27 protein-coding genes are annotated in these 26,942 nt (G+C 54.3%); 7 read left to right on the top strand and 20 right to left on the bottom strand.

The window, feature by feature from the left end:
* Positions 1 to 238: 238 nt before the first annotated feature.
* The 3 genes from OCL06_RS02765 to nudE are packed head-to-tail and all read right to left on the bottom strand — an operon-like array spanning position 239 to position 2,229.
* Positions 239 to 823: a YceI family protein gene (locus tag OCL06_RS02765; protein ID WP_262992205.1), complete on the bottom strand. Its 585-nt coding sequence runs from the start codon at positions 821 to 823 to the stop codon at positions 239 to 241.
* Positions 820 to 1,662: a 3'(2'),5'-bisphosphate nucleotidase CysQ gene (cysQ, locus tag OCL06_RS02760; RefSeq protein WP_262992204.1), complete on the bottom strand. Its 843-nt coding sequence runs from the start codon at positions 1,660 to 1,662 to the stop codon at positions 820 to 822. The genes OCL06_RS02765 and cysQ overlap by 4 nt, the downstream gene beginning before the upstream one ends.
* Complete coding sequence (nudE, locus tag OCL06_RS02755; protein WP_262992345.1) at positions 1,663 to 2,229, bottom strand: ADP compounds hydrolase NudE; 567 nt, start codon at positions 2,227 to 2,229, stop codon at positions 1,663 to 1,665.
* 68 nt (positions 2,230 to 2,297) lie between these two features.
* On the opposite strand from nudE, the gene yrfG reads away from it, so the two are divergent.
* The 3 genes from yrfG to OCL06_RS02740 all read left to right on the top strand — a co-directional run bounded on the left by yrfG (position 2,298) and on the right by OCL06_RS02740 (position 5,143).
* Positions 2,298 to 2,999: a GMP/IMP nucleotidase gene (gene yrfG, locus OCL06_RS02750; RefSeq protein WP_262992203.1), complete on the top strand. Its 702-nt coding sequence runs from the start codon at positions 2,298 to 2,300 to the stop codon at positions 2,997 to 2,999.
* 1 nt (position 3,000) lies between these two features.
* Complete coding sequence (yjjX, locus tag OCL06_RS02745) at positions 3,001 to 3,534, top strand: inosine/xanthosine triphosphatase (RefSeq protein ID WP_262992202.1); 534 nt, start codon at positions 3,001 to 3,003, stop codon at positions 3,532 to 3,534.
* 232 nt (positions 3,535 to 3,766) lie between these two features.
* Positions 3,767 to 5,143: an NAD-dependent succinate-semialdehyde dehydrogenase gene (locus OCL06_RS02740; RefSeq protein ID WP_262992201.1), complete on the top strand. Its 1,377-nt coding sequence runs from the start codon at positions 3,767 to 3,769 to the stop codon at positions 5,141 to 5,143.
* 61 nt (positions 5,144 to 5,204) lie between these two features.
* Here the strand turns inward: OCL06_RS02740 and OCL06_RS02735 are convergent, their stop codons facing one another.
* Genes OCL06_RS02735 through gspC form a run of 12 tightly spaced genes read right to left on the bottom strand, consistent with a single transcriptional unit; the run spans position 5,205 to position 16,500 of the window.
* On the bottom strand, positions 5,205 to 5,960 hold the full coding sequence (locus OCL06_RS02735; protein ID WP_262992200.1) for a type II secretion system protein N: 756 nt from the start codon (positions 5,958 to 5,960) through the stop codon (positions 5,205 to 5,207).
* Complete coding sequence (locus OCL06_RS02730) at positions 5,957 to 6,436, bottom strand: type II secretion system protein M (protein WP_262992199.1); 480 nt, start codon at positions 6,434 to 6,436, stop codon at positions 5,957 to 5,959. The genes OCL06_RS02735 and OCL06_RS02730 overlap by 4 nt, the downstream gene beginning before the upstream one ends.
* Positions 6,433 to 7,632 carry a type II secretion system protein GspL gene (gene gspL / locus OCL06_RS02725; RefSeq protein ID WP_262992198.1) on the bottom strand — a complete coding sequence of 400 codons (1,200 nt, stop codon included), beginning with the start codon at positions 7,630 to 7,632 and terminating at the stop codon, positions 6,433 to 6,435. Before gspL ends, OCL06_RS02730 begins: the two co-directional genes overlap by 4 nt.
* The gene (gene gspK, locus OCL06_RS02720) at positions 7,632 to 8,612 is read right to left on the bottom strand and encodes a type II secretion system minor pseudopilin GspK (RefSeq protein WP_262992344.1); all 981 of its coding nucleotides are present in this window, start codon (positions 8,610 to 8,612) and stop codon (positions 7,632 to 7,634) included. Before gspK ends, gspL begins: the two co-directional genes overlap by 1 nt.
* A gap of 5 nt (positions 8,613 to 8,617) precedes the next feature.
* Positions 8,618 to 9,250 carry a type II secretion system minor pseudopilin GspJ gene (gene gspJ, locus OCL06_RS02715; protein WP_262992197.1) on the bottom strand — a complete coding sequence of 211 codons (633 nt, stop codon included), beginning with the start codon at positions 9,248 to 9,250 and terminating at the stop codon, positions 8,618 to 8,620.
* Entirely contained in the window at positions 9,247 to 9,642 is a 396-nt protein-coding gene (gspI, locus tag OCL06_RS02710; RefSeq protein WP_262992196.1) for a type II secretion system minor pseudopilin GspI, read from the bottom strand. The genes gspJ and gspI overlap by 4 nt, the downstream gene beginning before the upstream one ends.
* On the bottom strand, positions 9,639 to 10,274 hold the full coding sequence (gene gspH, locus OCL06_RS02705) for a type II secretion system minor pseudopilin GspH (protein WP_262992195.1): 636 nt from the start codon (positions 10,272 to 10,274) through the stop codon (positions 9,639 to 9,641). Before gspH ends, gspI begins: the two co-directional genes overlap by 4 nt.
* Before the next feature lie 13 nt (positions 10,275 to 10,287).
* Entirely contained in the window at positions 10,288 to 10,725 is a 438-nt protein-coding gene (gspG, locus tag OCL06_RS02700) for a type II secretion system major pseudopilin GspG (protein ID WP_262992194.1), read from the bottom strand.
* Positions 10,725 to 11,945 (bottom strand): type II secretion system inner membrane protein GspF, encoded by a 1,221-nt coding sequence (gene gspF, locus OCL06_RS02695; protein WP_262992193.1) that lies wholly within the window; start codon positions 11,943 to 11,945, stop codon positions 10,725 to 10,727. The genes gspG and gspF overlap by 1 nt, the downstream gene beginning before the upstream one ends.
* 1 nt (position 11,946) lies before the next feature.
* Positions 11,947 to 13,515, bottom strand: a complete 1,569-nt coding sequence (gspE, locus tag OCL06_RS02690) for a type II secretion system ATPase GspE (RefSeq protein ID WP_308445988.1) — start codon at positions 13,513 to 13,515, stop codon at positions 11,947 to 11,949.
* 2 nt (positions 13,516 to 13,517) lie between these two features.
* Positions 13,518 to 15,560 (bottom strand): type II secretion system secretin GspD, encoded by a 2,043-nt coding sequence (gene gspD, locus OCL06_RS02685; RefSeq protein WP_373318430.1) that lies wholly within the window; start codon positions 15,558 to 15,560, stop codon positions 13,518 to 13,520.
* A gap of 19 nt (positions 15,561 to 15,579) precedes the next feature.
* Positions 15,580 to 16,500, bottom strand: a complete 921-nt coding sequence (gspC, locus tag OCL06_RS02680; RefSeq protein ID WP_262992192.1) for a type II secretion system protein GspC — start codon at positions 16,498 to 16,500, stop codon at positions 15,580 to 15,582.
* A gap of 121 nt (positions 16,501 to 16,621) precedes the next feature.
* Between gspC and hslR the strand changes: the two genes are divergently transcribed.
* The 4 genes from hslR (at position 16,622) to OCL06_RS02660 (ending at position 21,373) form a co-directional block, all read left to right on the top strand.
* A complete protein-coding gene (hslR, locus tag OCL06_RS02675; protein WP_262992191.1) occupies positions 16,622 to 17,026 on the top strand; it encodes a ribosome-associated heat shock protein Hsp15 in 405 nt (134 codons plus the stop codon).
* A gap of 26 nt (positions 17,027 to 17,052) precedes the next feature.
* Entirely contained in the window at positions 17,053 to 17,952 is a 900-nt protein-coding gene (gene hslO / locus OCL06_RS02670) for an Hsp33 family molecular chaperone HslO (protein ID WP_262992190.1), read from the top strand.
* 362 nt (positions 17,953 to 18,314) lie between these two features.
* Positions 18,315 to 19,877, top strand: a complete 1,563-nt coding sequence (locus tag OCL06_RS02665) for a phosphoenolpyruvate carboxykinase (protein WP_262992189.1) — start codon at positions 18,315 to 18,317, stop codon at positions 19,875 to 19,877.
* A gap of 293 nt (positions 19,878 to 20,170) precedes the next feature.
* The gene (locus OCL06_RS02660) at positions 20,171 to 21,373 is read left to right on the top strand and encodes an MFS transporter (protein WP_262992188.1); all 1,203 of its coding nucleotides are present in this window, start codon (positions 20,171 to 20,173) and stop codon (positions 21,371 to 21,373) included.
* Here OCL06_RS02660 and envZ read toward each other — a convergent pair.
* The 5 genes from envZ to OCL06_RS02635 all read right to left on the bottom strand — a co-directional run bounded on the left by envZ (position 21,356) and on the right by OCL06_RS02635 (position 26,901).
* Positions 21,356 to 22,663, bottom strand: coding sequence for a two-component system sensor histidine kinase EnvZ (gene envZ / locus OCL06_RS02655; RefSeq protein WP_262992187.1), 1,308 nt, complete (start codon positions 22,661 to 22,663; stop codon positions 21,356 to 21,358). The two genes, OCL06_RS02660 and envZ, sit on opposite strands and share 18 nt — an antisense overlap.
* 21 nt (positions 22,664 to 22,684) lie before the next feature.
* Positions 22,685 to 23,407, bottom strand: a complete 723-nt coding sequence (gene ompR, locus OCL06_RS02650; RefSeq protein ID WP_262992186.1) for an osmolarity response regulator transcription factor OmpR — start codon at positions 23,405 to 23,407, stop codon at positions 22,685 to 22,687.
* Between the two features lie 179 nt (positions 23,408 to 23,586).
* On the bottom strand, positions 23,587 to 24,678 hold the full coding sequence (locus OCL06_RS02645) for a DUF2855 family protein (protein ID WP_262992185.1): 1,092 nt from the start codon (positions 24,676 to 24,678) through the stop codon (positions 23,587 to 23,589).
* A gap of 287 nt (positions 24,679 to 24,965) precedes the next feature.
* The gene (locus OCL06_RS02640) at positions 24,966 to 25,868 is read right to left on the bottom strand and encodes a phosphoribulokinase (RefSeq protein ID WP_262992184.1); all 903 of its coding nucleotides are present in this window, start codon (positions 25,866 to 25,868) and stop codon (positions 24,966 to 24,968) included.
* Positions 25,869 to 25,935: 67 nt separating this feature from the next.
* Entirely contained in the window at positions 25,936 to 26,901 is a 966-nt protein-coding gene (locus tag OCL06_RS02635; protein WP_262992183.1) for an ion transporter, read from the bottom strand.
* Positions 26,902 to 26,942 lie beyond the last annotated feature (41 nt).

The following is a 26,942-nucleotide window of genomic DNA, read 5'->3' as shown; positions in this document are numbered from 1 at the left end:
CTATATGATAAAAAAGTCTTTTTGGTTTGTCGGTATGTATATGCGTGTAGGGAAAGTAAACAGTTGTGAACCTGTCAGTCATAATGAGTGTCGCAAATAAACAACACAAAAGCGTCGCAGGCGCGAAACAGGGAACGAAAGGTACGCAGGGCGTGTCAGATGTGCGGGGTATCGATTACAGCGAAGCGGTATGGCCCACTAAGCGCAGCGGGCCATACCAGTTAAGAACTAACGTTGCTTACTGACGGAAGGTGGCAGAAAAGCTCACGGGGACAGTGGTGGTGATGCTTTGTAAGCCTGCCACTTCACGTAATGCGTTAACCCCCTTGGTCAGACCAAACGCCTCGGTATCCAGCAGCGTCGGTTTGGTGGTTGAGACCACCAGGGTATCTTCGCCCACGCGGGCGACGCTGACAGTAAAGCTGAAGGGCACCGCCATGCCATGCAAACTAAGGGTGCCATCTACCAGGCCATGTGAAACGGTATCCGGCTCACCGGCGCGCAGCGCCTCGGCCACGTTAGCGGTAAACTGCGCCGTGGTAAACTCGTCCGTGTTAAATAACATCTTTTGCATGCGGGTATCGCGGATCTCAATACCGGTATCTACTGAAGCAAGGTCCACTTCCACGGTGAGGGTACCGTCGTCGTCCATGCTGCCGTCTACGGACGTGAAAGTATGTACTTCCGTTACTTGCGCATTTTTGGTCGACAAAAAGTGCAGGCTGGATTGTTCGTTGTCCAGGGTCCAGTCCGCCATGGCACCGCCCGCTGCTGTGCACAGGGCCAGGGCGGTAGTGATTTTGGTTACCAGCGAGAATTTCATAGCCTGTCTCCTTCGGAGGGGTTGTACTGAATAATGTCCTGCCACGGTACCCGCTGGTCGCCCATGACAATAAAGTCGGGATTTTCCAGAGAATGGGTCTCATTGTAGGTGAGTGGCTCAAAGGTGGCGGCCATAATATTACCACCGGCTTCCGAGACAATACACTGCGACGCACCGGTATCCCATTCCCCGGTCACGCCGATGCGCATAAATACATCGGCCTTACCTTCGGCAATAAAACAGGCTTTCAGTGAACAGCTACCCAGCGGCAGCGTCTGGTAGACCCGCTTAGCGCACAGTTTTGACAGCACCTTGTCACGTGACTGTCGGCGACTGATGGCAATCATCACCACGCTGCTTTTCGGATCGCTTAGCTTACGCACATGAATTGGCCGTACACCGTCGGGACATTCCTTGAATGCGCCGGCCCCGGCACTGGCATAATAAATAGACTGGCCGGGAGGCCAGAAAATAACCCCAATCACCGGCACGTTATTTTCAATCAGTGCGATGTTCACGGCGAAATCGCCACTGCGGGCAATGAACTCCTGCGTGCCATCGATAGGGTCGATTAGCCAGTAACGATCCCAGGTTTTGCGCTCAGCCAGCTCAGCGTGCTGGTTTTCCTCAGACAAAATGGGAATGTCCGGAGTGGCTTCCTGCAGACGCTGGGTAATAATGTCGTTCGCCAGATAGTCGGCGCTGGTCACCGGCGAGTTATCATCTTTTTCGTAGGCGTCGAAATCGCCTTTGTCATAGATAGCCAGCACCGCTTCGCCCGCTTCCCGGGCTACACGTTTGGCTAATTCCAGTAATTCGTCATGGGGTTCGTCTGCCATTTATGTACGCTCCTTAAGCCACTTCTGCGCCAATAACAGCGCGGCAATACCCCGGGCTTCAACAAAATCGTTGCGATTGAGCAAAGCATCAGCTTCGGACAGTGGCCAGTGCACGACTTCCAGCGGTTCCGGCTCATCCCCGGGCAATCGTTTTTCATACAAGTTATGGGCCACCACGATGGTCATCGTGGCATTGAAAAAGGTGGGGGCCATGCTGACTTCGTGGATGGTCTCAAGGCTTTCAGCGCCATAGCCGGCTTCTTCCTGTAACTCACGATTTGCCGCCTCAAGTGGCGTTTCACCGGGATCAATCAGCCCTTTGGGAAACCCGAGCTGATACGAGTGAGTACCTGCAGCGTATTCGCGAACCAGCACCATGGTATCGTTATCGAGCATCGGTACGATCATTACGGCGCCGCGATTATGACCGGCCATGCGTTCAAACTGCCGGGTCGCACCATTGGAAAACTCCAGATCCAGCTGTTCCACTTTAAACAGTTTACTCTGGGCAACAATTTTGCGCTGATGAATGTGGGGGAGTGGTTTGTCTGGATCAATATTTCGCATGTCTCTCGCTACAACTTTCGTTATCATGGCGGTGTTCAATAAGCTTACTGTATTATAAGGAAAACCGCTTGCCATTTCTGCCCTGGAATGAAATCGACACCGTCCTGCTGGATATGGACGGTACCTTGCTGGATCTACACTTCGACAACCACTTTTGGATCGAACACATCCCCAAAAAGCTGGCAGAAAAGACGGGCGAGCCCCTCGCCAGAACGCAGGAAGCGATGCTGGCACACTATGAAAGGGTGATGGGAAAAATTCAGTGGTACTGCCTGGATTACTGGGCGAAAGAACTGGATATGGACATCATGGCGGCGAAGCGTGAAGTGGAGCATTTAATTGCCATGCGTGACGATACACTGCCGTTTCTGGAGGCCTTGCATGCCAGCAACCGGCAGGTGGTGCTGGTGACTAACGCCCATCCGGGCAGTCTGTCGCTGAAAGTAGAACATACCCGGCTGGATAGCCATATTGATACACTCATCTCTACCCATGAATTTGGCGTAACCAAAGAGTCGCAGTCGCTGTGGCAACAGTTGCAGGCGCGACTGCAGTTTGATCCCGCCCGGACCCTGTTTGTCGATGACAGCCTGCCTATTCTTAAAGCGGCGCAGCAGTTCGGTATCAGGCACCTGCTTGCCGTCAGTAACCCTGACAGTCAGCAGCCAAGACGTATCATTGACGAGTTTCCGGCGGTGCATGACTACCGCACGCTGCTTGAGGATATTCGCCAACATCCGGTGGCACCCACCGGCTCGCAGGAGCAATAACATGACTGATTGTTTTGTGGGTTCGACCAACCCGGTAAAAATGCATGCCGCCGAAATCGCCCTGAGTGACATGCTGGAAATGCCGGTGCTCACCGAAGGGCTGGTGGTAGACAGTGGTGTCCCTGATCAGCCATTGAGTGCCGAGGAAACCCGCCAGGGGGCCATCAACCGGGTGGAGGCCTGCCTGGCCGAAGTGGGCGAAGACTACCCGGATGCCTGGTATATCGGTATTGAAGGCGGGGTGGATGTGCTGGAGGACGGGCCGGCTACGTTTGCCTATGTGGCGATTTGCCATCGCCTGCGCTGGTCGGTAAGCCGCAGTGCCAGCCTCCCGTTGCCTCCCTCGGTCTTTCAGGCCCTGCAGTCCGGTCGGGAGTTAGGTGCTGAAATGGATCGGCTGTTTAACACCGACAATGTAAAACAGAAAGGCGGCGCCATTGGCTTGCTTACCCACAACCGGGCTACCCGGCAGTCGGTATATGAACTGGCTATCACCCTGGCGCTGGCCCCGTTTAATTTCCCCGATCTCTACTAAAAAAGTTGTAGGTTATCCGGATTGGGACGCAAGCTCCCGCAAATAAGCTCTCCCGCATACATGAAAAACTTACGAATGGTGGAAATCTTTACTTTTCCACCTGTGCCGCCGGTGGGCTCATTCAATTCATAAGAATCATAATAAGTAACTGATAATTAGAGATTAATTTCGACTGGTCAGAGTTGGCGCTGTAGTTGCAGCAGGGTTGTCATAATTTTGAAGGAGAATTCTGATGACTGAAACAGTAACGACTTACAACCCTGCAACCGGCGAAAAGCTGGATCATTATCACCTGATGTCAGAAGAAGATGCGAAGGGCGCGGTGGATCGCGCTCACGAAGCGTATCTGACGTGGCGCACCACCAGTTTTGATGTGCGTGCGAACCTGCTGAACAGCCTGGCTGACCTGATGGAAGAGCGTAGCGATGATCTGGTTAATCTGATGACCCGTGAAATGGGCAAGATCACCGCCCAGGGTAAGCAGGAAGTAGCATTATGTGCGCAAATCTGCCGGTATACCGCCGAACATGGTGCTGACTTTCTGCAAGATGAAAACCGCGTCTTTGAAGGCGGCCGCGCCATCATCACGTATCAGCCAATTGGCGTAATTCTGGGTATTCAGCCCTGGAACTTCCCACTTTATCAGGTGATCCGCTACAGCGTATCGAATGTGATGGCCGGTAACACTACCGTGCTTAAGCATGCCCGTAACGTATTTGGTATGGCGCAGGCCATCCAGCAGCTGTACGAAGATGCCGGCTTCCCGAAAAACGTGTACCAGTCACTGTTGATTGACGGTGAAACCGCTAATACGCTTATTCGCCACGACAGTGTCCGTGGTGTCACTTTCACTGGCAGTGATGAGATTGGCAAACAGGTCGCAAAGGAAGCAGCCAGCCTGTCTAAGAAGACTGTCATGGAGCTGGGCAGTAACGATGCCTTTATCGTACTGGCCGACGCCGACATCGACAATGCGGTGAAGATGTGTATCCAGGGCCGGGTTATTAACAATGGTGAAACCTGTGTAGCCGCGAAACGGTTTGTGGTGGTGGATGAGGTATATGACACTTTCCGCGAGCGCTTCGTGGCGCAGTGTAAGAAGCTGAAGATGGGCGACCCGGCGAAAGAGGACACGGATCTTGGTCCTATGGCGCGTAAAGATTTGCGTGATGATCTGCATGAGCAGGTACAGAAATCGGTAGAGGCTGGTGCCACGCTATCATTAGGCGGTGAGATGCCCGATCAGCCTGGCTACTTCTACCCCATCACGATCCTGGAAGATGTGAAACCGGGCATGCCGGCGTATGATGATGAGTTATTTGGGCCGGTGGCGTCACTCATCCGTGTCGCCGATACCCAGCAAGCCATGCGGGTGGCTAATGACTCACGCTATGGATTAGGTGGCGGTATTTTCTCAGCTGATACTGAGGCTGCCGTTAAACTGGCAAAAGATGAGTTTGACACCGGCATGGTGAATATCAACGGCTATAACCTGGCCAAGCCTAATCTGCCCTTTGGCGGCGTGAAAGACAGCGGCTATGGGCGTGAGCACGGTGGCTTTGGTATTCGTGAATTTGTGAATATTAAGTCAGTGATGGTAGCTGACTAAGACCAGACATTGGTTAGTTAACTTTGCAAAAACCGGCGCTTAGGCGCCGGTTTTTTTGTGGTCACAAGTCGATGGGATAGAAACCATCGGCACCGGGCTGACCGAAGAAGCGGGCCGCCTGATGAACTTCGTCGGGCAGGTCGTCATCGGGTCTGAACCGGCCTTCCACACTATCCACATTGAAGTCGGGGCGGATCACAGCGTTCATGGTCAGGCCCAGCTTATTCGGCTCGCTGACGGCGATACCGATATTGTCTTCCTGACAACTGAGTTTCGCGGTGTAGTTACCAAAGTCGATGGGGCCCTGGGTGCCGGCTACGGTGGCATTCAGCCAGTCACCGAAACCGCTTAATTCCTCACAGGCCGGGCCGAACGAGAGGGTTTCCAGTCGCACGCGGAACCGCCCACCGGCATTAACAGGCAGCGGCAGTGGCACTTCCGCCAGCACCCGGTCCACCGGTAAAAACAGCAGAAAACCGTCTGATTCCACAAGCTGTAAATTAAACAGGCTGGTACTCAATGGTCCTTCAAAAGCAATGGTGTCAGGGTCGCGAAAATTGCCGCCCTTTACGGTCACGCTCAATTGCCCTATTAGCAGCGCCCACGGATTGACGTCCCATTCGGTGCCGTAGACCGGCAGGCCATTAACCACAATGGTCTGTGCCCGCCCTTCCCAAATGGTACCGGAGACGTCAGACACAGACACATTCGCAGGCAGGGAAACCCGGCCAATAACCTGACTGGCTGGCAGGTACGCGATCAGAAAGAAGACAAATGCCAGAATGCCGGCCAACAGCCAGCCAAGACGTAACTTCATGCTTTTCCTAATTGTAAACGTCGAATTTTAATGTGACCGGCCACATCGGCTTCCGCGATGTCAGCCTGCAAAATTACAATGCCCATATTTTCCATGGCCTGTAGCCAGGCCAGCACGTCGTTAAACGGGGCTTGATCCACCCACACCTGCAGTTCGTCACCCTGCGGCTGCATGCGGGAAATAGCAATATTATGGCGGGTTGTGGTGCGATTCACCGCTTGCGGCAAGCTGCCGGTGAAGGCTTTATTGCCGGTTCCGGCGCGGCGCAATTGTTTGGCACGGCTGGCACTGTCATTCACCCAGACCAGCAGCTCCTGCTGGTTTTCCAACAGGGCGCGCTGTTGCTCCAGCCCATTATTCAGTGGTGCCCAGATCAGCCAGTAAAACAACGCGATAATCACAAATACCCCTGACAGTAATACCAGGTGCTGTTCACGATCAGTCAGGCTGCGGTATTTCTCTAGTATCGGGTTCATGAGGTACTCCTTATCGACACGCTGCCAATCACACTATCGTCACGGTTATTAATGGCCCCTTGCTCCACCACGAACCCAGCGCTTTCCGCCTGGCGGCGAAACTGTTCCAGTGCTTCGAAACTATCCCCCATGGCCTGAATACGGATTTCGGTGCGACTGGCATCGAAACGCAGCGTCTGCGGCCTGACGTTGGCGGCGGCAAATGCGCCGGCCAGTTGATCCAGCATCACCAGCATGGACGCACTGCCGCCCCCTTGTTCCAGTTTAGCCAGCTCTGACCGCACCTTACGGCGGACGTCACGGTAAACGCCAATATTGGGGAAGCCGGCTTCAACAGTCTCTGTGATTTGCGCGCGCAGCGCCTCATTCTGACTTTTAAGCTGATACAGGGTCACGCCTTTACTAATGAGCGCGGTGGTCAGCACCAACACGGCCAGGACTGCCGCCACCCGCCATTGTTGCCATGCCCCCCGGCGCTGTTTACGCACCTTGTACTCGCCCTGTAACAGGTTAAACGGACAGGCGATGGCTGAACGTGCCAGCACATGCATAGGCAGCTCAAGCTGAGACTGATGTACGTGGGTGTTAGGGATGCCGGATAAATCCAGTTCAGAGTAGTTGGTTACGTCTACCGGCGTGGGATGCTGCTTGGCAAAGTGTGCCAGCAACGGCAACATCCATTCGGCCTCGCCCTGCATGCCCTTCCAGCTGTCTTCCCGAAGCAGGATTTGATCACCCAGGGTGAGTACCGACCAGCCCTCTTCAAAAGCTGGCACCGCCAGCACATCCGGGATCAGCGTGTCGCAATATAACCCGGCATTTTTTAGCCAGTCCTGCCAGTTACCCATTTGCGCATGGGAGACAACGGCTACTGCCTGCTGATTGCCCTGACGGGGACCCATGGCAAAAAACTGCTGGCTGATATCGCTGGCCAGTTCTTCTTCCAGCATGAAGGGAATGGCGCCGAGGATTTTGCGACCGGCTTTCGGGGGCAGCTCAACCCATTTCAGCAGGATGTCGCTGGTGGGTGCCAGCGTAATAACCGGCCGTTGACCTGCCCGCTCTGACAGCGTGCTCAGTTCTCCGGCGTCAGGCAATTCGCCGGACGCAATAATTTCCTCTTCGGTACTCGACCACACCAGCCAATGGACCGGGTCGGTGGCTCGGGAGCCCAGCCTGACCAGAAGTTGTTCCATTACTCTACTCCTCCAAACTCGCGCCTGAGCACGCTGACATCACCAGACTCGGTGGCCTTAAATAAGGTCGACATGGAAAACGATGCCTTATTGTAGCGGGTCTTGGTGTGTAAAATAAAATACTCTGTTGTCACTGCAATCCAGTCCCGCTGTTCCTGGGTCATATTCAACGCCTCTATCATGGGTTCAGCCAGAAAGGCATTGGCATCTTCCCAGCCGTCCTGGGGACGACTGGACAGCATGTTTGTTGCCTGTTGTAACGTTAAGCCGGTAATTCCCGCCAGCACAGCCGCCCGTTCCGGCGACAGGGTGTTCACGTTAATCTTCAGGGCGGATACTTCCGGGATCACGCAAATCAGCGGCGCCAGTAAGGTCATGAGCGGGGCCTGCACGCCGTTTATCAGGCGCAGCTCAGACTGCGCCGTCATCAGAGAGTTGGCGGCCAGATAAGGATGCTCCCGGGACTCATATTCGCTGTCTTCGGCGCCATACGGACGCATCATGTCGTCACTGTCCAGCCAGTCGGCCAGGCTGTCGCGCACCGTGTCCGCCGTGTAACTGTCGATGTTGGTTTCCAGCGCCAGTAACATGCGATGAAACGCTTCCATAGCCGGGGTGACCTGCTGACTGTTCGAACTTGCCGCGCCATCACCGTCAGCCAGCGCGTTCAGGTTAAAGCAACTTTGAATATCTTCCAGCCGGGCATTGATCCCACCGCCCTCGACCGGGTAAGTGAATTCCTGTGCCCAGGGCTGGTCCAGGGTAATTTTATCGCCGGTTTCTTCCATCAGGGTGACGATGGACTTACGGGCGAAAGCTTCGGCACCCATGGCGTACCAGTAGGCCTGATTATTGTCTTTAATATTGATGGTGCGCTGCACCTGCAGCTGCAAACGACTGCCCATTTCAGTGGCCAGCACCGATACCAGCGCCACGATCATCAGCACAATCATCAGGGCGACGCCTTGCTGGCGCTGCATGGTTCTCACAGCCCGCCTCCGGTGAGTACAAATTCCCGTCGGACCCGGCCAAAGTCATCGCTGACAAATTCAAATGCCACCGCCCGGGGCAGCGCAGTCCCGGTATAGGTGTCTTTCCACTGGGGTTCGTCACTGCCCAGCCGGTTACGGCTGCTGTCCTGACTGGCGGCGATAAACTCCACCTTAAAGTCGGTGACATTCTCCAGCAGTACCCGCACTTTGGGCTCATAACCAATCACACTGTCCACATAGTTACCGTACAACCGCTCCAGCTGATTGTCATTCAGACGATAGCCCACTGCCTGCATGGTACTGCGAGGCAGCATCATTTGCGGGTTATCCCAGCCACTGCGCACGAATGCGATATAGTCGGCGTCGCTGTTGTCGTCCCGGCCGCCGCGCATGACTACTTCCTGTTGCTCACCGTTGACCCGTATGGCCCGGGGCACGGCTTGCAGAATGTCCCGTTCAATACTGAGCATGGCTCGTTGCAACTGTTGCAGCTTTTCGAAGCGGGATTCCGAGAGGGCGTTGCTGTCAATGACGGTGGTCAGTAATCCCGTGGACGCCAGCCCAATCAGGGTAAAGATGGCCATGGCGATGAGAATTTCCAGCAGCGTAAAACCGCGTTGCTTCATTGTGACAGCCCCTGCCCTGCGGGTTTGGCCACAAAGGTAGTGACCAGCGTCAGTGTGCTTTCATACTGCTCATCCAGACCCACGCTCACTTCTACCGCCCGCAGGTCATTGTCATTGGTTTTTTTCACCCGTTGCTGCCAGTACCAGGTGCGGTCAGCCATTTCCATGCTGCCTTTCTGGTTGTTTTTGGGGGGCCAGGTATCGGTCATTTTAAGCTGATTGAGCCGGTTACTGGCGACCCAGTTGGCAAAGGTGATCTCTTCCACCTGGCCCACACTGCTTAAGTGGTCGCCGGCGGCTTTGAGGATGGCTGAACCGGTGAGCGCAAATATCAATAAGGCCACCATCACTTCCAGCAGCGTCATGCCGCGCTGATGAACTGCGCCCGTCATAGCGGCGGCTCCGGTAACGGGCCGGTGAGTTCCAAGGGGGGCATATCTTTGTTTTGCAGTGTGAAGTAGGCGGGGTCTTCACTGCCGAAACCAGGCTCGTAGCCGAAGGTCAGGCTAAACGGGGTAATTTCGCCGCTCGACATGATCAGTACTTGGGGCGGCGGCAGCGGCTTGTCTTCTTCGTTGCCGATCTCCACCCCTTCCTCCGAGACACTCAGGGTTTCATCGAAAATTTCCCGGTCAAACAGCTGGTTTTCGGTTTCCCAGGGTAAATCATCCAGATTCAGCTTCAGTGTAAAGGTCTCCGGCAGCGTATGTGGCTGATAGATGTCTTCGTCTTCCAGGCGCTGCCATTCGTCCTCATCATCCAGATACACGAAGTAATATTCGTTATCTGCTTCTTCCAGACGCAGGCCTAATTGTTGCTGATTGAGCACCGCAAAGTCGCTGGCCATGTCGATGATCACCTGCATTCGCTTGGCCTGGGCTTTGAGTAAATCGCTCTGGCTGGCCCCAAATGCATTAAACACCACGTAGCCGGCTGCCAGCCCCATCAACAAGAGCACCAGCATGACTTCCAGTAACGTAAAACCCCGCGCAGTCTGCGGGGCGTTACGGCGAGGTGTACGCATCAGAACCTGCGGCTTAGTTCAGGTATTCGTTGATGTTCCAGTTACCAATGTCGTCATCGGTTCCCGGCTCACCATCCGGTCCGTCAGAGAAGATGTCTAAGCTACCCATTTCTCCGGGGCTGATCAGCGTATACGGGTTGCCCCAGGGATCTTCAGGCAGGCGTTTGATAAAGCCATCTTCAGGATAATTGCGTGGGATCGGGTCAATAGTAGGGGCTGTGACCAGCGCATCCAGACCCTGTTCGGTTGTAGGGAAGCGGTTATTGCGTAGTTTGTACATTTCCAGCGCGCTTTCCAGCTGCTGGATATCCACAGCCGCTTTTTTCAATTGCGCTTCTTCCTGGTTACCCAAAATTTGCGGCGCCACCATGGAAGCCATAATTCCGATGATCAGCAAAACGACCATCACTTCTATTAAGCTGAATCCAGCGGTACGGGAGAGTGTTTTCATTAAATATTCACCATGTTGTTCAAAGCGAGAATGGGTTGCAGAATGGCCATGACGATAAACAGCACAATGCCCGCCATGGACACGATAAGTAACGGCTCAAATACTTTTAGTGAGACCCCAACCAGGGCTTCGAATTCCCTGTCCTGATTATCCGCCGCGCGGCCGAGCATTTGTTGCAGCTCACCGGACTTTTCGCCTGACGCAATCATATGCATCATCATGGGCGGAAACATTTTAGTGTTGTCCAGCGCGGCACGCAGGCTGGAGCCTTCTTTGACGTTGACTGCCGCCTCGGCTACCTGATTTTTAATATGCTGGTTTTCCAGTACATCACTGGAAATACGCATGGACTCAAGCAGCGGTACCGCACTGGCGGTCAGAATACTCAGCGTGCGGGCAAAGCGCGCCGTATTCAGCCCGCGGGAGACCTTGCCAATGAGTGGCAGACGTAACAGCAGCCGGTGATAACGCAGCTTCATGGCCTTTTGCTTAAGCAGGCGCTGAATTAACAGCACCATGATAGCAATGGCCCCTAACAGGACCAGGCCGTAATTCTGAAGCCAGGTGCTGATACTGATCAGAACCTGGGTGATAGTGGGCAAATCCTGCCCCATGTGGTCGAATTGCCCGACAATTTTAGGCACCACCACGGTCAGCAATAACAATACAATCCCGAGTGCAAAAAACATCATCAGCGACGGGTAGATTAACGCCTGAATAATCTGGCTGCGGGTCTGCTGGCGTTTCTCGGTGTAGTCGGCCAGCCGGTTCAGTACCGTATCAAGGTGACCGGACTTTTCACCGGCCGCCACCATGGCGCGGTAGAGATCGTCAAACACGCTGGGGAATTCTGATAACGCATCGGCCAGTCCGTGCCCCTCTACGACCTTACTGCGCACCGCCATCATCATATTTTTCTGACGGGGCTTTTCGCATTGCTCGGCCACGGCCAGCAGCGCTTCTTCGATGGGCAGGGCTGATTCGACCAGGGTGGCCAGCTGACGGGTCAGCAGGGCAAGATCAGAGGCAGAGACCCGGGGCTGAAACAGGGTAAAGCGAGCGCTTTTATTACTGGTGCGCTCTGCCACCTGCTCCACTTCCATGGGGATAAGGCCTTTATCGCGCAGTTGCGCCCGTACCTGCCGGGCATTGTCACCTTCCAGCACGCCGCTGGTGTTTTTGCCCCGGTTGGTCACCGCCTTGTATGCAAATGCGGCCATATCAGTCTTCTCTGGTTACCCGCAGGACTTCTTCCAGCGAGGTCACGCCGGCCAGCACCTTACGGCAGCCATCTTCTCGGATGCTCGGGGTGGTCTGGCGAATGTGCTTTTCAATGACCTGTTCACCGTGTCCTTCATGCATCATTGCGCGAATGGACTCGTCCACCATCAATAATTCGTGGATGCCTGTACGTCCCCGGTAGCCGGTCTGGTTGCACGCCGCACACCCTTTTGGGGAATAGATAGTCGGCATAGCGGTCTGGTCAGTAACCCCTAAAATAGCAATTTCTTGATCCGTCGGAGCATGGGCAGTTTTGCAATCATTGCACAAGGTACGTACCAGTCGCTGTGACAGTACCGCCAGCAAACTGGAAGATAACAGAAACGGCTCAATGCCCATGTCTTCTAACCGGGTAATGGCGCCGGCGGCGGTGTTGGTATGCAGGGTAGATAACACCAGGTGACCGGTCAAACTGGCCTGTACCGCAATCTGAGCGGTTTCAATATCCCGGATTTCCCCCACCATCACCACGTCCGGGTCCTGACGCAAAATAGCGCGCAGCCCACGGGCGAACGTCATATCTACCCGCGGATTAACCTGGGTCTGGCCGATGCCTGCCAGATCAAATTCAATCGGATCTTCCACGGTGAGAATGTTGCGGTCTTTCGAATTGATCTCCGACAACCCGGCATACAGGGTGGTACTTTTACCCGAGCCGGTGGGACCGGTGACCAGAATAATGCCGTGGGGTTTCCGGATAAGCGTAGAGAAGTGGTCGCGATTAACCTTGGTCATACCCAAATCTTCCAGATTCAGGCGGGCGTTATTTTTGTCCAGCAAACGCAGTACAACCCGCTCGCCATGGCTGGAAGGCATGGTTGATACCCGCACATCCACTGCCCGACCGGCAATCCGCAGGGTAATCCGGCCATCCTGAGGCACCCGTTTTTCGGCTATGTCGAGTTTGGCCATAACCTTTATCCGCGATACCAGCATGGAAGACAGCTTGCGGTTGGGGCGCAGAATTTCCCGCAGGACCCCATCCACCCGGAAACGCACAACCAGCTGGTTTTCGAAGGTCTCGATATGGATATCCGAAGCCCCTTCTTTGATGGCTTCACCCAGCATGGCGTTAATGAGCTTGATAATAGGCGCATCATCTTCGCTGTCGAGCAGATCTTCAGTGTCTGGCAGTTCATCGGCCAGCGCGAATAAGTCGCTCTCGTTGCCCAGATCTTCCATTAACTGCTTGGCGGCCGAGCTGTCGCGCTGGAATGCCGAGGTCAGCAGATGTTCGAACTGATCGACTTCAATTTCTTTTGGTACAAAGGGCTCACCAAAGAACCGCCGGATTTCCGCAAACACGGTGAACGGAGTGTCGATGGTGTAATACAGCACCGCCGGGGTCTCATTGGTCTCCAGCAACACATGGTTACGCTTGGCAAAACCAAAGCTGAGCTGGCGCGGGCCGCCGTCCTCTGGGGTGCTGTCCTCGTCTGGCATGGCCTCCAGCGCATCTTCCTGCGCGGCCATTGCCACACTGGCTAGCTGTTCATCGTGGTCGGCCATGGCTATTCGTCTTCCTCGCTACTCAGGCCTTCTTTCTGCATGATGTACTCTTCGAACGACGGCGGCAGCGCCAGTGCGTCGTCCCATTTCGGCATGCTCGGGCCATGCTCGTTTGGCATCAGCGACACGCCTTCTTGCTGGCGTTTAAGCTGCAGTGCGCGAATGTAATTGTACTTGCGGTGACTGATTTCATTCATAGTCACGCCATCACGCACAATGGTGGGCTTCAGGAACACCATCAGATTACGCTTGCGCTTACTGGTCGAAGTGGTCTTAAACAGGTGACCTAAGATGGGGATATCGCCCAGTAGGGGTACCTTCGACACCGACTCCTGCACGTCTTCGTCAATTAGCCCGCCCAGTACAATGGTACCGCCGTCATCGACGATGACCGTGGTTTTTATTTCCCGTTTATTGATAGAAATATCCACCGAGGTGGCGCCGCTGACGCTGGACACTTCCTGCTCTATAAGCAGCTGCACTGCGTCACCTTCATTAATTTGTGGCGTAACTTTCAGCTTCACGCCCACTTCCTGACGTTCCACGGTAGTAAACGGGTTGGAGTTATTATCGCCGGTGGTGGTACCGGTGATAATCGGTACTTCCTGACCCACGATGAAGAACGCTTCTTCGTTATCCATGGTGGTCAGATGTGGCGTGGCCAGGATATTGGAATTGGTGTCGTTACTGACGGCCTGCACCACGGCACCCCAGCCGTCGCGGATCACACCGGCAATCAGCCCGTTGGCACCGCCCAGCAGATTGGCCAGTGGGGTCAGGTTGCCTTCCACTGTATCAGTAGACTCCACCACTTCACCGTTAGCGGTTACGTTGGTGCGGTTTACTTCACGATCTTCGGCCTGTCGCAGGGCCACGCCTAAGGATCCTACCGGCACTACGCCGTTAGTAAACTGGGTACCGCCCCCTTCTTCAGAGACCCACTGCACACCCAGAGTGGTGCCGTCGCCTTCAAAGACTTCCACAATAATCGCTTCTACCTGTACCTGTGCCCGGCGTACATCAAGCTGGCGAATCACGTCTTCCAGCGAGCGCATCATGTCGGGTTCGGCGGTAATGACCACAGCATTAGAGTCTTCGTGGGCATCAATGCTCACTTCCCGATTAGAACTGGAACGGCGGGTCTGGCCGCTGCCCTGCTCTTCGGCCTGAATACTGGCGGAAACCCCCTGCAATACTTTCACCAGGTCTTCTGCTTTGGCGTAATTCAGGAAGATAACCCGGGTATTGCCGTTGCTTTCCAGCTCCTGATCCATCCGCTGAATGAGGTTAATCAGGCGTTGGCGGGCTTTCACATCGCCACTGACAATGACCGAGTTAGTACGATCATCAGCCACGACCCGTGGCTCTGATTTAGCGCCAGTATTGGCTTTACCCTGGGACTTATTAATGGAGTCGATGATACGTACCATTTCAGAGGCAGACGCATAGCGGAGTTTTACAATTTCCACTTCTTCATCGCCGGCGCGGTCGACCCGTTCGATGATCTCCACCAGACGGTTTACCACCGCCGCACGACCGGTCAGCATCATTACGTTGGAGGGATCGTGGCTTACCACGTTACCACCGCCGGCCTGATCGTTAAGCTGTCGCAGGATTGGCGCCAGTTCACGAACCGGTACGTTGTAAACAGGGACTACCCGGGTAATAAACTCGTCACCATCGCTGGCGGCATTTTCGACCACCGGAATGTTCGAGGTTTTGGCATCTTTAGAGCGCACTACTTTTAGAATGCCGCTGGGCATTTCTACAACCGCAAAGTCGTACACCTGCAGCACGTTCAGGAAGAACTGATAATACTGATCTTCATTGAGCATGTCGTAGCTGCGTACGCTGATTTTGCCGCGCACGTTAGGATCGACAATGATGGTGCGTTCCAGGTTCTTGCCAACAATATTAATGAATTCGTTAATATCGGTGTCTTTAAAATTGGGCATGTATTCGGCGGCAGTGGCCGACACGGTCAGCAGCGCGGCGCACAGCGCAGTGCTGATCTTAGAAAACAATGAATGGCTGGATCGCCTCATAATTCTGTCATCCTATTTCTTATTCTAGTTCGGGTTCCGGCATATCCAGATAAATAGTGGCAAAGCCACCGTCCCGAATAATGGTCAGCTCGATTGTCTGAGAATTCCGCAGCTCTGAGAGCGCTTCCTGTGACTGCTGCAAATCGGTTAAGTCTAATCCGTTAATTTGTGCGATCACGTCGCCGGCCTGCAAGCCAGCTGACTCGAACAGCGCAGGGTTTTTACCCGGTTTAACCTGGTACCCTACCAGCTGGCCGTCCTCCATCTTTGGTGAGATGGAAATAAAATCGGTAAAGTTTGCCGGTTGATTACGTAGTGACGCCGTAGCTTCCACCGCATCCTCACTCAGCGTGCGGGTATCTTCTTCCGGCTCAGGCTGACGGGCGGTCCGTTGCTGGCGGCGACGATTGGCTTCTTTGTAATCCAGCCCATCCAGCATCAGAGTTTCGTGCTGGGCACCATTTTTAATGATGACCCGATCATGAAAAACCTGCTGTAAAGTAGCGTTGGTGCCATCTATTTTGTCACCCAGACCGTAGGTAGCCTGAGTACCGCGGTTTTCTATAATGGCGGCCCCGGCTTTTTCCAGTGAGCTGGCCACGACGCCGGTCAGGGTCAGATTCAACCGGGTTTCCGGGGCATCGGTGACCACCGGAGTGGTATCGGGCTGGTCTGCCGCACTGGCATCACCGAACAGATTCAGCTGTTGCAATCGACGCAGATTGACCCCACTTTGACTGTTCGGGGTAACCGACGTGGTACCGGAAGAGACCGAGGGTGTCGCAGACAGGCTGGGTTCGGGTATAATTCGCCACACCATGCTGGCAGCGAACGCGAGTAAATACAGACTCAACAGCACCACAACCAGCAAATGCAATTGTTTTTGATGCTGGTTGACGTAGGTAACCAGAGATTGTGTGTTGAAATTGCTGAGTGTCATGCTGCCACGAAGGTACTGCTTCAAAAGTGAATAAAAGGTTAATTGTGCTTTAGCCGACCCATCATAGCCTAGTCGGGGTGAGGGTCACAACACTAAAGCCTGCCAGTGACGAAATTATTACATGAGCCGACAGAATACTGACAATACACCACAAAAAATCAGGCTGGACAAGTGGCTGTGGGCCGCGCGCCTGTTTAAGACCCGGGCACTGGCCAGAGATATGGTGCAGGCCGGTAAGGTGCACTACAACGGTCAGCGCAGTAAGCCGGGCAAGCTGGTAGAAGTGGGCGCGATGCTGACAGTGCCGGCTGGCTGGGATACCAAAGAGCTGCAGGTGCAGGGGCTTAGCGATAAACGTCTGAGCGCACCACTGGCACAGGAGCTTTACGAAGAAACGCCCGCCAGTATCAAAAAGCGGGAAGAAAACCAGCAGGCCCGCAAATTACAAACCTTTCATAATCCGAAGCCGGATGGCCGCCCGGATAAAAAGCAGCGCCGCCAGATTATTAAATTTAAGCAGCAATAGTACTGCGCGTAACAGGATACTTTTTTATGAGTCAATTTGATCAGCTACACCGCTTCTTGTTCAACAACGCCAGCGTGCGCGGCGAAATGGTGCGTCTGGATGACAGCCTGAACCATATTGTGCACAGCTATGAATACCCGGTTCAAATTCAGCGTTTGTTGAGTGAGATGGCCGCGGCTACCTGTCTGCTAACGGCGATTCTGAAGTTTAAAGGCGAAATTGGCCTGCAAATTCAGAGTGAAGGCCCGGTTAAATATGCGGTGATTAACGCCACCGATAAACAAACTCTGCGCGGCGTGGCGCGCTGGGACGAAAACCTGACCACCCTGCCGGAAACCTTCAGCGAGCTGCTGACCAAGGCAGTGCTGGTGATTACCATTACGCCGGAAGAAGGTGAACGGTATCAGGGCGTAGTGGCGCTGGATAAGCCGACCCTGGCAGAATGTATTGAAGCCTATTTTGACCAGTCTGAACAGCTGGCTACCTCCGTACGGCTGATGACTGATTTAAGCCAGCCGGATAATGCCAAAGCAGCAGGCCTGCTGCTACAGGTACTGCCTAAGGCGGCCGAAGCCACTGATCGCAGCCAGCAGAACGAATTTGACCATCTGACTACCTTAACCGGCACCCTGACGGAAGAGGAAATGTTCAGCTTGCCGGTAGAAGACATTTTGCATCGCTTATACCATCAGGAAGAAGTAGAAATGTTTCCTCCCCAAGCCGTCAGTTTCGCCTGTACTTGCTCCCGTGATCGCAGTGCGGAAGCACTGAAAAACGTGGAGAAAGCAGAGTTAATGGCCATTATTGAAGAAGAAGGGGCAATTAAAATGAACTGCCAGTATTGTCATACGGAATACCGTTTCGACAGTATTGATGTGGAAGCCATTCATGGCGGCCATGTGGGCGACGCCCCCACAAATCAGTAACCGCTCATACCACCATGGCACCTGCCATGGTGGTTCCTTCCTGCTGTCCCCCTCCTCTTTTTATTGCCTCCCGGTGTTAATTATTCTGCCTGACGTTACTAATATTAGTTTCACCGCGATTTTCATAGTTAATTCATTTTTAGTTTTATCCCAAGCTATTGTTTAAAGTAGACTTCTCTCGTTATGGCCTGCATGGCGATAGAATTTGCATGTAATTAATTACACGTATTTCTGAAAGTGGTTACAGAAATTTCGCGGTAAAGTCAGTTTTATATTGCTGTGACTGACTGTTTATATACAATTGCGTCAGGCTTGCATTTTTTGAAAGTGCTACTGAAAGTTTAACGTAAAGGTTACAGGTTATGACAGCAGCAACCCCCATGGATAAGGCGACGGCAGTGGCACCGCAGGTGAATTTGTCTTCCGCAGAATTAATTGAGATCGCGCTGCAGCGCGGTGAAGGCAGACTGGCCGCCAATGGCGCGCTGGTGGTGGAAACCGGCGAACGTACCGGCCGCTCACCGGCCGACCGGTTTATTGTGAAAGAACCCTCCACTGAGCAGGATATTGACTGGGGCAAGGTCAACCGGCCGTTCGAGGCCGACAAATTTGCCCGCTTATGGGACCGTGTGGAAGCGTACCTGAATACCCAGGAGCACTTTTTATCTCACTTACAGGTGGGTGCTGACCCGGCTCACGCCCTGCCCTTGGAAGTGCGCACCCAAACCGCCTGGCAACACGTGTTTGCCCGCAATCTGTTCATCATTCCCGAAACCTGGAACCCGAATAACGACACCCCCTGGCAGATCCTCAATGTACCGGGCTTCGAATGTGTTCCGGAGCGGGATGGCACCAACAGCGACGGCACAGTGATTATTAACTTTGCCGAGCGAAAAGTACTGCTGGCCGGGATGCGTTATGCCGGTGAAATGAAAAAAGCCATGTTCTCCGTACAGAACTTTTTGTTACCAGGCAAGGAAGTGCTGCCCATGCACTGCTCCGCCAATGTCGGTGAGCAGGGCGATGTGACCCTGTTTTTCGGATTATCCGGGACAGGCAAAACCACTTTATCGGCCGACCCCAAGCGCTTTCTGATCGGCGATGATGAGCACGGCTGGGCACCAGGCAGTGTGTTTAATATCGAAGGTGGCTGTTACGCCAAATGTATCGACCTGTCGCAACAGAATGAGCCGGTGATCTGGGACGCCATTCGCTTTGGCACCATCCTGGAAAATGTGGTGTTGGATGACACGCGTACACCGGACTACAGCGATACCCGACTCACTCAGAACTCCCGTGCAGCCTATCCACTGGAGCACATCAACAAGCGGGTGGCAGAAAACCGTGGCGGCGAGCCGCGCTCAGTGGTTTTCCTGACCTGTGATGTGAGCGGCGTGCTGCCCCCGGTGTCGGTGTTATCCGAAGAAGCAGCGGCGTACCATTTTCTGAGCGGCTACACCGCCAAAGTGGGCTCTACGGAAATTGGTTCCACTGCAGACATTGAGTCGACCTTCTCTACCTGCTTCGGCGCGCCCTTCTTCCCCCGACCGGCCGGCGTGTATGCGGAACTGCTGATTAAGCGGGTAAAAGAATTTGGTGCCAGAGTGTATTTGGTTAACACCGGCTGGACCGGTGGGCCGTATGGCACCGGCAAGCGATTCGATATTCCCACCACCCGTGCAATCATCGACGCTATTGTGAGTGGCGAGCTGGCTGATGTGGAAACTCAGCATATTGACGGTTTGAACCTGGATGTGCCCGTGGCGGTGCCCGGCGTCGACAGCAAGCTACTGGTGCCCCAGCAAACCTGGGCCGACAGTGAGCAGTATCAGACCTTTGCAGATAACCTCATCAACGCATTTCGCGATAATTTCGCCAAGTATGACGTCAGTGAGGCTATTGCTTACGCAGGGCCGGGAGATTAACCGCCTACGGCAGAACGTATTCTGATCACACCTTCGTGATTGACCATTGCCCGCTTTGTGCGGGCTTTTTTATACCCGAGTGACCTGTGTCACCGCTGTCTGCCGAAAATTCGGCGGCAGCCATGGGAAAACTATGTACAGTACTACGCCCCTGTGGTGTAGTAATTACGCTATGCCCGCACCGGGTATGTCGTACAACTGTCTGCCTATAATAATAACAGCCCTGCATTCGTTCATCGGCCTCCCTGTTTGTTAACGGGGCGGGAAAGTTTTGTCTGAATATAGGAAGCGCCATGAGTCGTCGCCCCGCCACCACTGTTATCTTTGCCGGCTTTTTCTTGCTTGGCATGCTGTTTATCTTATGGGGAATTCTGTTACCCGATATTGCTGTTGACCTGGCGATGTCCGAACTCATCAGTGGTGCGTTGTTCACGTTGTTTTCACTGGGCATGATGATAGGTGCAATCGTCGGCGGTAAATATGCCTCGCGGTTTGACTTCATGCAGCTAATGGCGGTGCTGATGACCATCAATTGCGGTCTGCTTGGTGTGTTGACCGTGCTTACCGCGTGGCCGGGCGTATTGGGCCTGGTGTTTGTTATTGGTGCAGTCAGCTCGGCGATATTTACTATCGGGCATACCCTGATCGCGCGAATGTATCAGGAAAAGCGCTTTACCATGATGGGCTTTATGGACTTCATGTTCAGCCTGGGAACTCTCACGGCCTCTTTCTATGTCACGCTGGTGTACCGGTATGCCGATAACTGGCGGTTGCCGCTGCAGTGTCTGAGTGCGGTGATGCTGCTGGTTGCCATCTATGCGTTTATGGTCGCAGGTGCCCAGCGTCAGCACCGCCGGGCCGCCGGCCACGCGCCCGAACCCGGCCAGTCGCTGGCCTTTAAGGATGTGCTCAGGCAGCCGGTGTTTTTGTTACTGGCACTGGCTGGCTTTGGCTATGGCGCGGTGGAGTTTGGCAATGCCAACTGGTTTGTCAGCTATGCCCAGAATGGCATAGGGTACAGCGGCGAAACAGCCCGCAACCTGTTGGCATGTTTTACCGGTGGCATGGTACTCAGCCGGCTCGGCTTTGCGCTGTTGCTGCGCTGGTTCAGTGTGCACCGGTTAGTGGTGGTGCTGGCCTCGCTGGCAGTTTCCGGCACATTCATTATTAAGCTCTCGGACGGTATCTGGGGGATAGGCGGCGGCAGCTTACTGTTAGGACTGGGACTGGGTGGATTATTCCCGCTGATGTTGTCTGCCGCCATGAGCATCAGTCCGGAAAACGGCCCGGTATTGTCGGGGATCAGTATCATTGGCAACGCTACCGGCGTGCAGGTGGCTTCGTTTACCACCGGCTGGTGGGCCAGCTTTGTGCCGCTCACCATTGCATTCTGGGTGATCCCCATGGCGGGCGTATGGCTGTGGTTCAGCGCATGGGGTTACAGCCGGTTGCTTAAACGCCAACCGGCGGCGCCGGTGTCAGCTGCGCACGGGTAACCAGAATTCGGCAACCAGGCCTTTGGCACTGTGGTTACGCAAGGCAATGCCGCCATCGTGAGCCTCAATAATACGGCGGGTGATGGCCAGGCCCAGGCCGGAGCCGGTGGTGCCACGGGCCTTGTCGCCCTGCGCAAATGGCTGAAATACACTGTCCAGTTCCTGCTCTGGCAGGCCGGGACCAAAGTCACGTATGGCACACACCACCCGCTGGTGCGCTACGTCGTGGCGGGTGGTAATTTCAATGGTATCAGAGCCGTACCGGAAGGCATTTTCGATTAGATTGTCCAGCACCCGTTTAATGGCAATGCGGCGCAGACTCAGCATGGGCAGTTCACCCAGCGCCAGCGAAATATTGTGGGTTTCCTCCACCAGACGGGCCTGACTGAGTTCCTGTATTAATGCATTCAGGTGGGTGTCTTCACGACTTTCATCTTTGTCCTGGCGGGCGTACTCGATGAACTGGTCGATGATGGCATTCATGTCTTCGATATCATTGATAATGCCCTCACACAGCCAGTCCTGATCGTCAGGCAGCATTTCTGTGGCCAGCCGGATGCGGGTCAGCGGTGTGCGTAAGTCATGGGAAATGCCGGCGGTCATCAGAGCGCGGTCGGCTTCCAGCTGGCGGATCCCCTGATTCATGCGGTTGAAGGCGCGGGTTACCTCAATCATTTCGCTGCTGCCCTGTTCACGCAGGGGCGGCGGGAACTCACCTTTACCCACCTGTAAGGCGGCTTTTTGCAGCGCCTGCAACGGCCGGTTAAGACGGCGTACAAACAGCCAGCCGCCGGCTACACTGAGGATGCCAATGACCATTAAGTACATGGTCAATGGTGAAATGTTTGCCTCGCTCAGGCCGGAAATGGGAATGGCTATCCACCGGTCGGGTACCCTGTCCAGCGCTATCCATACCCGGTAGGGTTGCTCCTGGCCTGGACTGTCGCTGATCCGCACCCGCGCAGGCTGCTGCAACTGGTTGCTTACCTGTGATGACATAAACCCGTAGTAGGTAGACAGTTGCAGACCCTGGCGCATGGCGGCGCGATTATCCACAATCTCGATGCCAGTCTGGTCACGATAGTCAGTCAGTGTTGCTGTGTCGGCTGAGAGCATATCGGTGGCCAGCACCCCTTTAACCTGGGTGGCCAGCAAGCTGTTAATCTGCTCGTAGCTGGGACGAATAAAGTAATAGGTGACAGAGAGGTAAGACACAACCTGGTTGATCAACAGCAGCACACCAATCAGCAGTACCGTCTGCCCGAAAGCACTGCGGGGGATTACATGCATAACACATCCTGCCCGTGGGCGTTATACTTGTTCACCGTCGGGTACGAAGACATAGCCCAGCCCCCATACGGTCTGGATATACCGGGGATTAGCGGGGTCCCGCTCCAGCATGCGGCGTAACCGTGATACCTGTACATCAATACTGCGCTCCAGCGCACTGTAATCGCGACCCCGGGCCAGATTCATTAGTTTATCCCGGGACAGCGGCTCACGGGGGTGGGTTACCAGCGATTTCAGTACCGCAAACTCGCCGCTGGTCAGCGACATCGGAGTGCCGCTGGCAGTCATCTCCCGGGTGGCCAGATTCAGTTTATACTCGCCAAACTCCACCACCTGCTCGCCTCTGGAAGGCGCACCGGGCGCTTCGGAGGTTTTACGGCGCAACACGGCTTTGGCGCGGGCCAGCAGTTCACGGGGGTTAAATGGCTTGGGCAGATAATCATCGGCGCCCATTTCCAGACCAATAATGCGGTCTACTTCATCGCCTTTGGCGGTCAGCATGATAATGGGCAGGTCGTTGTCGGTCTGGCGTATGCGCCGGCAGATCGACAGGCCGTCTTCGCCTGGCAGCATCAAATCCAGTACCATCAGGTGAAAGTTTTCCCGCTCCAGTAACCGATCCATCTGTTCCGCATTCGCCGCAGTGCGAACCTGAAAGTCCTGCTCGACAAGATAGCGTTCCAACAGGCTGCGCAGACGCATGTCGTCGTCGACAACCAGAATTTTTGAGGTTTCCTGACCCATCTTATACTTCCGAATGATAGTTTTTCTGATTTCACTATAACCACATCCGGGTAAAGACAAAAGCGCTGATATGGATGTAAACGCCTGCCTTTGTTACAAATCTTTTCGGGCGCGGGGAATGTTGGTGGTGGGACAAGCGAGCCACTGCGGGCTGCCTGTCGATTTGTCACTATATTAAATCAGAAGCGCACACTGACCAGCGCACTGGGATCCGTCATGCCTGCCAGCATTTCTTTATACACGGCAATGGCTTCTTTCACGCCCTGATATTGTTTTTCGTAATAGGTTTGCGAGGTAGTTTGACAAAATAACTCCCAGGCTTCCTGATAGCGGCTGAAAAATTGCTCCATGCCCCATTCTTGCTGACACTGTTTAATGTGCGCCGGTGCGAAGAAGACGTCGGCGGCCAGGCTGGCAGAGTTGGTTTTTTGCCGGGCCTGCCAGGCGGTCGTCCCTACCAGTGTGATGGTGTCCATACTCAGCTCCAGATGCCGCTGTAAGCGGGCCAGGGTTTCGCCGTTGCCGGTGAAATCCAGTAACCAGTAACTGTCGGCCTGAGGCAGGGTATCTACCTCGTCATACACCACCACCTCATCGTAACAGTTCGACGAGGCGACCTGATCGGCGTTATCCGCAGACGTGAGGCCAATCAGCCGGTAGTCCGCGTTTCTTAGCTTGCGCTGATGACGTAGCAGGCACGCCGTTCCTGAGGCAGTTTTGCTGGAAGCGCTAGACAACAGGATTGCGCCGTGGTCACTGATCTCACTGACATGGGCGTCGAGCACAAAGGAGGTAATAAACAACGGGCGAAACGCCTGCTGCCAGACCTCCCGGTCTGGCTTATATGCCGGATCTGCATTACAGCGCTGATAGCTGTCGTACAGGTGGTGGATGCTGTTACGGTCGGGATGTACATCGACTAAGCCCCGGGGCGTCACTTTGCCGGCCCGGATCACCCAGTGCGACGCCATGGGCAGAAAACCGAAAATACGCTCGCCAAGTTGAATATCGGGGTGGTGAGAGGCCACCACGGTGGCAAAACCCCATACCGGCACAATCCCGTACCCTTCACCGGCAGGAAAAATATCCCAGTAACCCATATCATGACCGTGGGCGGCGTAGGTGATGTTATTCGCAGACAGGCCGAACTGTTCAGTTTTTATGAGTACGTCATTGTCGCCCAGCACATCATCGCTGAGGGAGTCTTGCATGACGGTTACATCGTGTAGATCTTGCTTATTAACCCAAATTTGTAGGCTGGTATGGCTCATCATTGCACCTTGTGTTGCATGACAGACCGTTCAGATAGCGCGGTGCCTCTGTTGTTTTTAACCGGAAGGTCGAAGTGAATTCGCAGTAAGGCAGGCGGTAGTATGGTGCCCGGACAACGGGCAGAAACTCAGAAAAGATAACCTGTCACTGCGTCCACCGTACGTGATGTATACAGCAGTGTCCAGCCACGAGACAGATTTAAAGTTGCCACAAGCAGACACCCGACCAGTGGTCAGGTGACAAAGGCAGGCAAGCCTTATCCTACGCGCTGCACTGTTGAGTGGTGTTAGCGGTCGCTCACCCAGTCCATCTGGTGGCCGGCGCGGCGTTTTTTCTCAAGTAAATCTTCAATCAGCGGGGTGAGGATCAGCTCCATTGCCAGACCCATTTTACCACCCGGGACGACCAGCGTGTTGATACGGGACATAAACGCCCCGTCTATCATTTTCAGCAGGTACGGATAGTCGACATTTTTCATTTCACGGCGGAAACGCACTACCACAAAGCTTTCGTCCTGGGTGGGAATTTCTCTGGCGCTGAACGGGTTGGAGGTGTCTACCGTAGGCACCCGCTGGAAATTCACGTGGGTACGTGAAAACTGGGGCGTAATGTAATGAAAATAATCATCCAGACCCCGTACGATACTGCTCATGACGGCTTCCCGGGAATGACCGCGGTCGGTGGTGTCGCGCACAATTTTCTGGATCCATTCCAGGTTCACGATAGGCACCATCCCCACCAGTAAGTCGACGTACTTGGCCACGTCGTTTTCTTCGGTTTTTACGCCGCCGTGCAAGCCTTCATAAAACAGTAAATCGGTATTTTGTGGCAAATCCTGCCAGGGCGTGAACGTGCCGGGCATCTGGTTAAATGGCACCGCATCGTCAAACGTATGCAGGTACTGGCGAAACTGGCCCGTGCCGCTGCTGCCATATTCACGGAACAGGCTTTCCAGCAATTCAAAATCGTTGGCTTTGGGGCCGAAATAACTGATATGACGGCCCTGTTCCTGGGCTTTGCGAATTTCCACTTCCATTTCCGGCCGGGTGAAGCGGTGAAAGCTGTCGCCCCCTACCACCGCAGCATTTATTTTCAGATTACGAAAAATATGCCGGATCGCATTAGTAGTAGTGGTGGTTCCGGCACCCGAGGAACCGGTAATAGCAATAATTGGATATTTTACAGACATACCGTCTCTTGGTGGAAAACCGGAGACTAGTTATAAGCTGCTTAACGGGAATAATCAAGACCAGCAATCATTGCTGATCGGGCGTACTCGCTTCCTGCTTGGTCCGCTGCCCTTCATGGTGGTGCCTGAGCAGCTTGACGATCATTTCCGCTTCTTCTTCATCGAGATCCAGCAGGTCACGCACTTTTTCCAGATGATTGGATTCGTGGTCACTGATATGGCCATCGGCAATGGCCGACTCAACACACTCTCTGAAACGATCCCGCCGCCGCTGTAACTGCGCGGTAAAACTGGACGATAATATGCCCGCCGGCAGCGCATACAGACCCACGCCCAATAAGGTGATCAACCCGCCGAACATACGCCCCAACGGGGAGACTGGCACCACGTCGCCGTAGCCCACAGTAGTCAGCGTCACCAGTGACCACCACAGCGCGGCCGGAATACTGCTGAACACCTCGGGCTGCACGTCCCGTTCAATATAGTAGATGCCGGTGGCAGCGAACACCATCACGATGAACAATACGCTGACCGCAGCCAGCAGGGTACGGGCCTCATTGCGCAATACTGTCATCAGCGTATGCATAGACTGGGAGTAACGGCCCAGCTTGACCATCCGCGTAAGGCGAAACAGCCGCAGCATACGTAAATCCATGGTCACTACCAGACTCAGGAAAAACGGCAGAATGGCCAGCAGATCGATAATGGCCATAGGTGAGCGCATATAGCGCCAGCGGATCTGCCAGTCACTCAGCGCGTCGTTGTCATAGTCGGTCATCTCCGGACTTACCCACACCCGGGCCACGTATTCAAGGGTGAAGAAAATCACCGAGGCCAATTCAAACGTGAACAGCGCCGTGGCCCATTGGCTGGCGATACTGTCGACCGTCTCCAGCATCAGTGCCAGTACGTTGGCCAGGATAAGAATTATCAGAAAATAGTCGAACAACCGGCTGGGCCATTCACCCGCCATATTCACCCGGTAAGGTCGAAGGATCTTAAAACAGGCCTGGCGATATGACGTGGCGTCCATGGTGTGTCCCTGTCACCCACGGCAGGTGGGCAAAATGAGTT

The sequence above is a fragment of the Alteromonas salexigens genome, from assembly GCF_025628895.1.
Taxonomy (GTDB): domain Bacteria; phylum Pseudomonadota; class Gammaproteobacteria; order Enterobacterales; family Alteromonadaceae; genus Alteromonas; species Alteromonas salexigens.
Note: the sequence above shows the minus strand (reverse complement) of the source record. Positions and strands in the feature narration are given on the sequence as shown.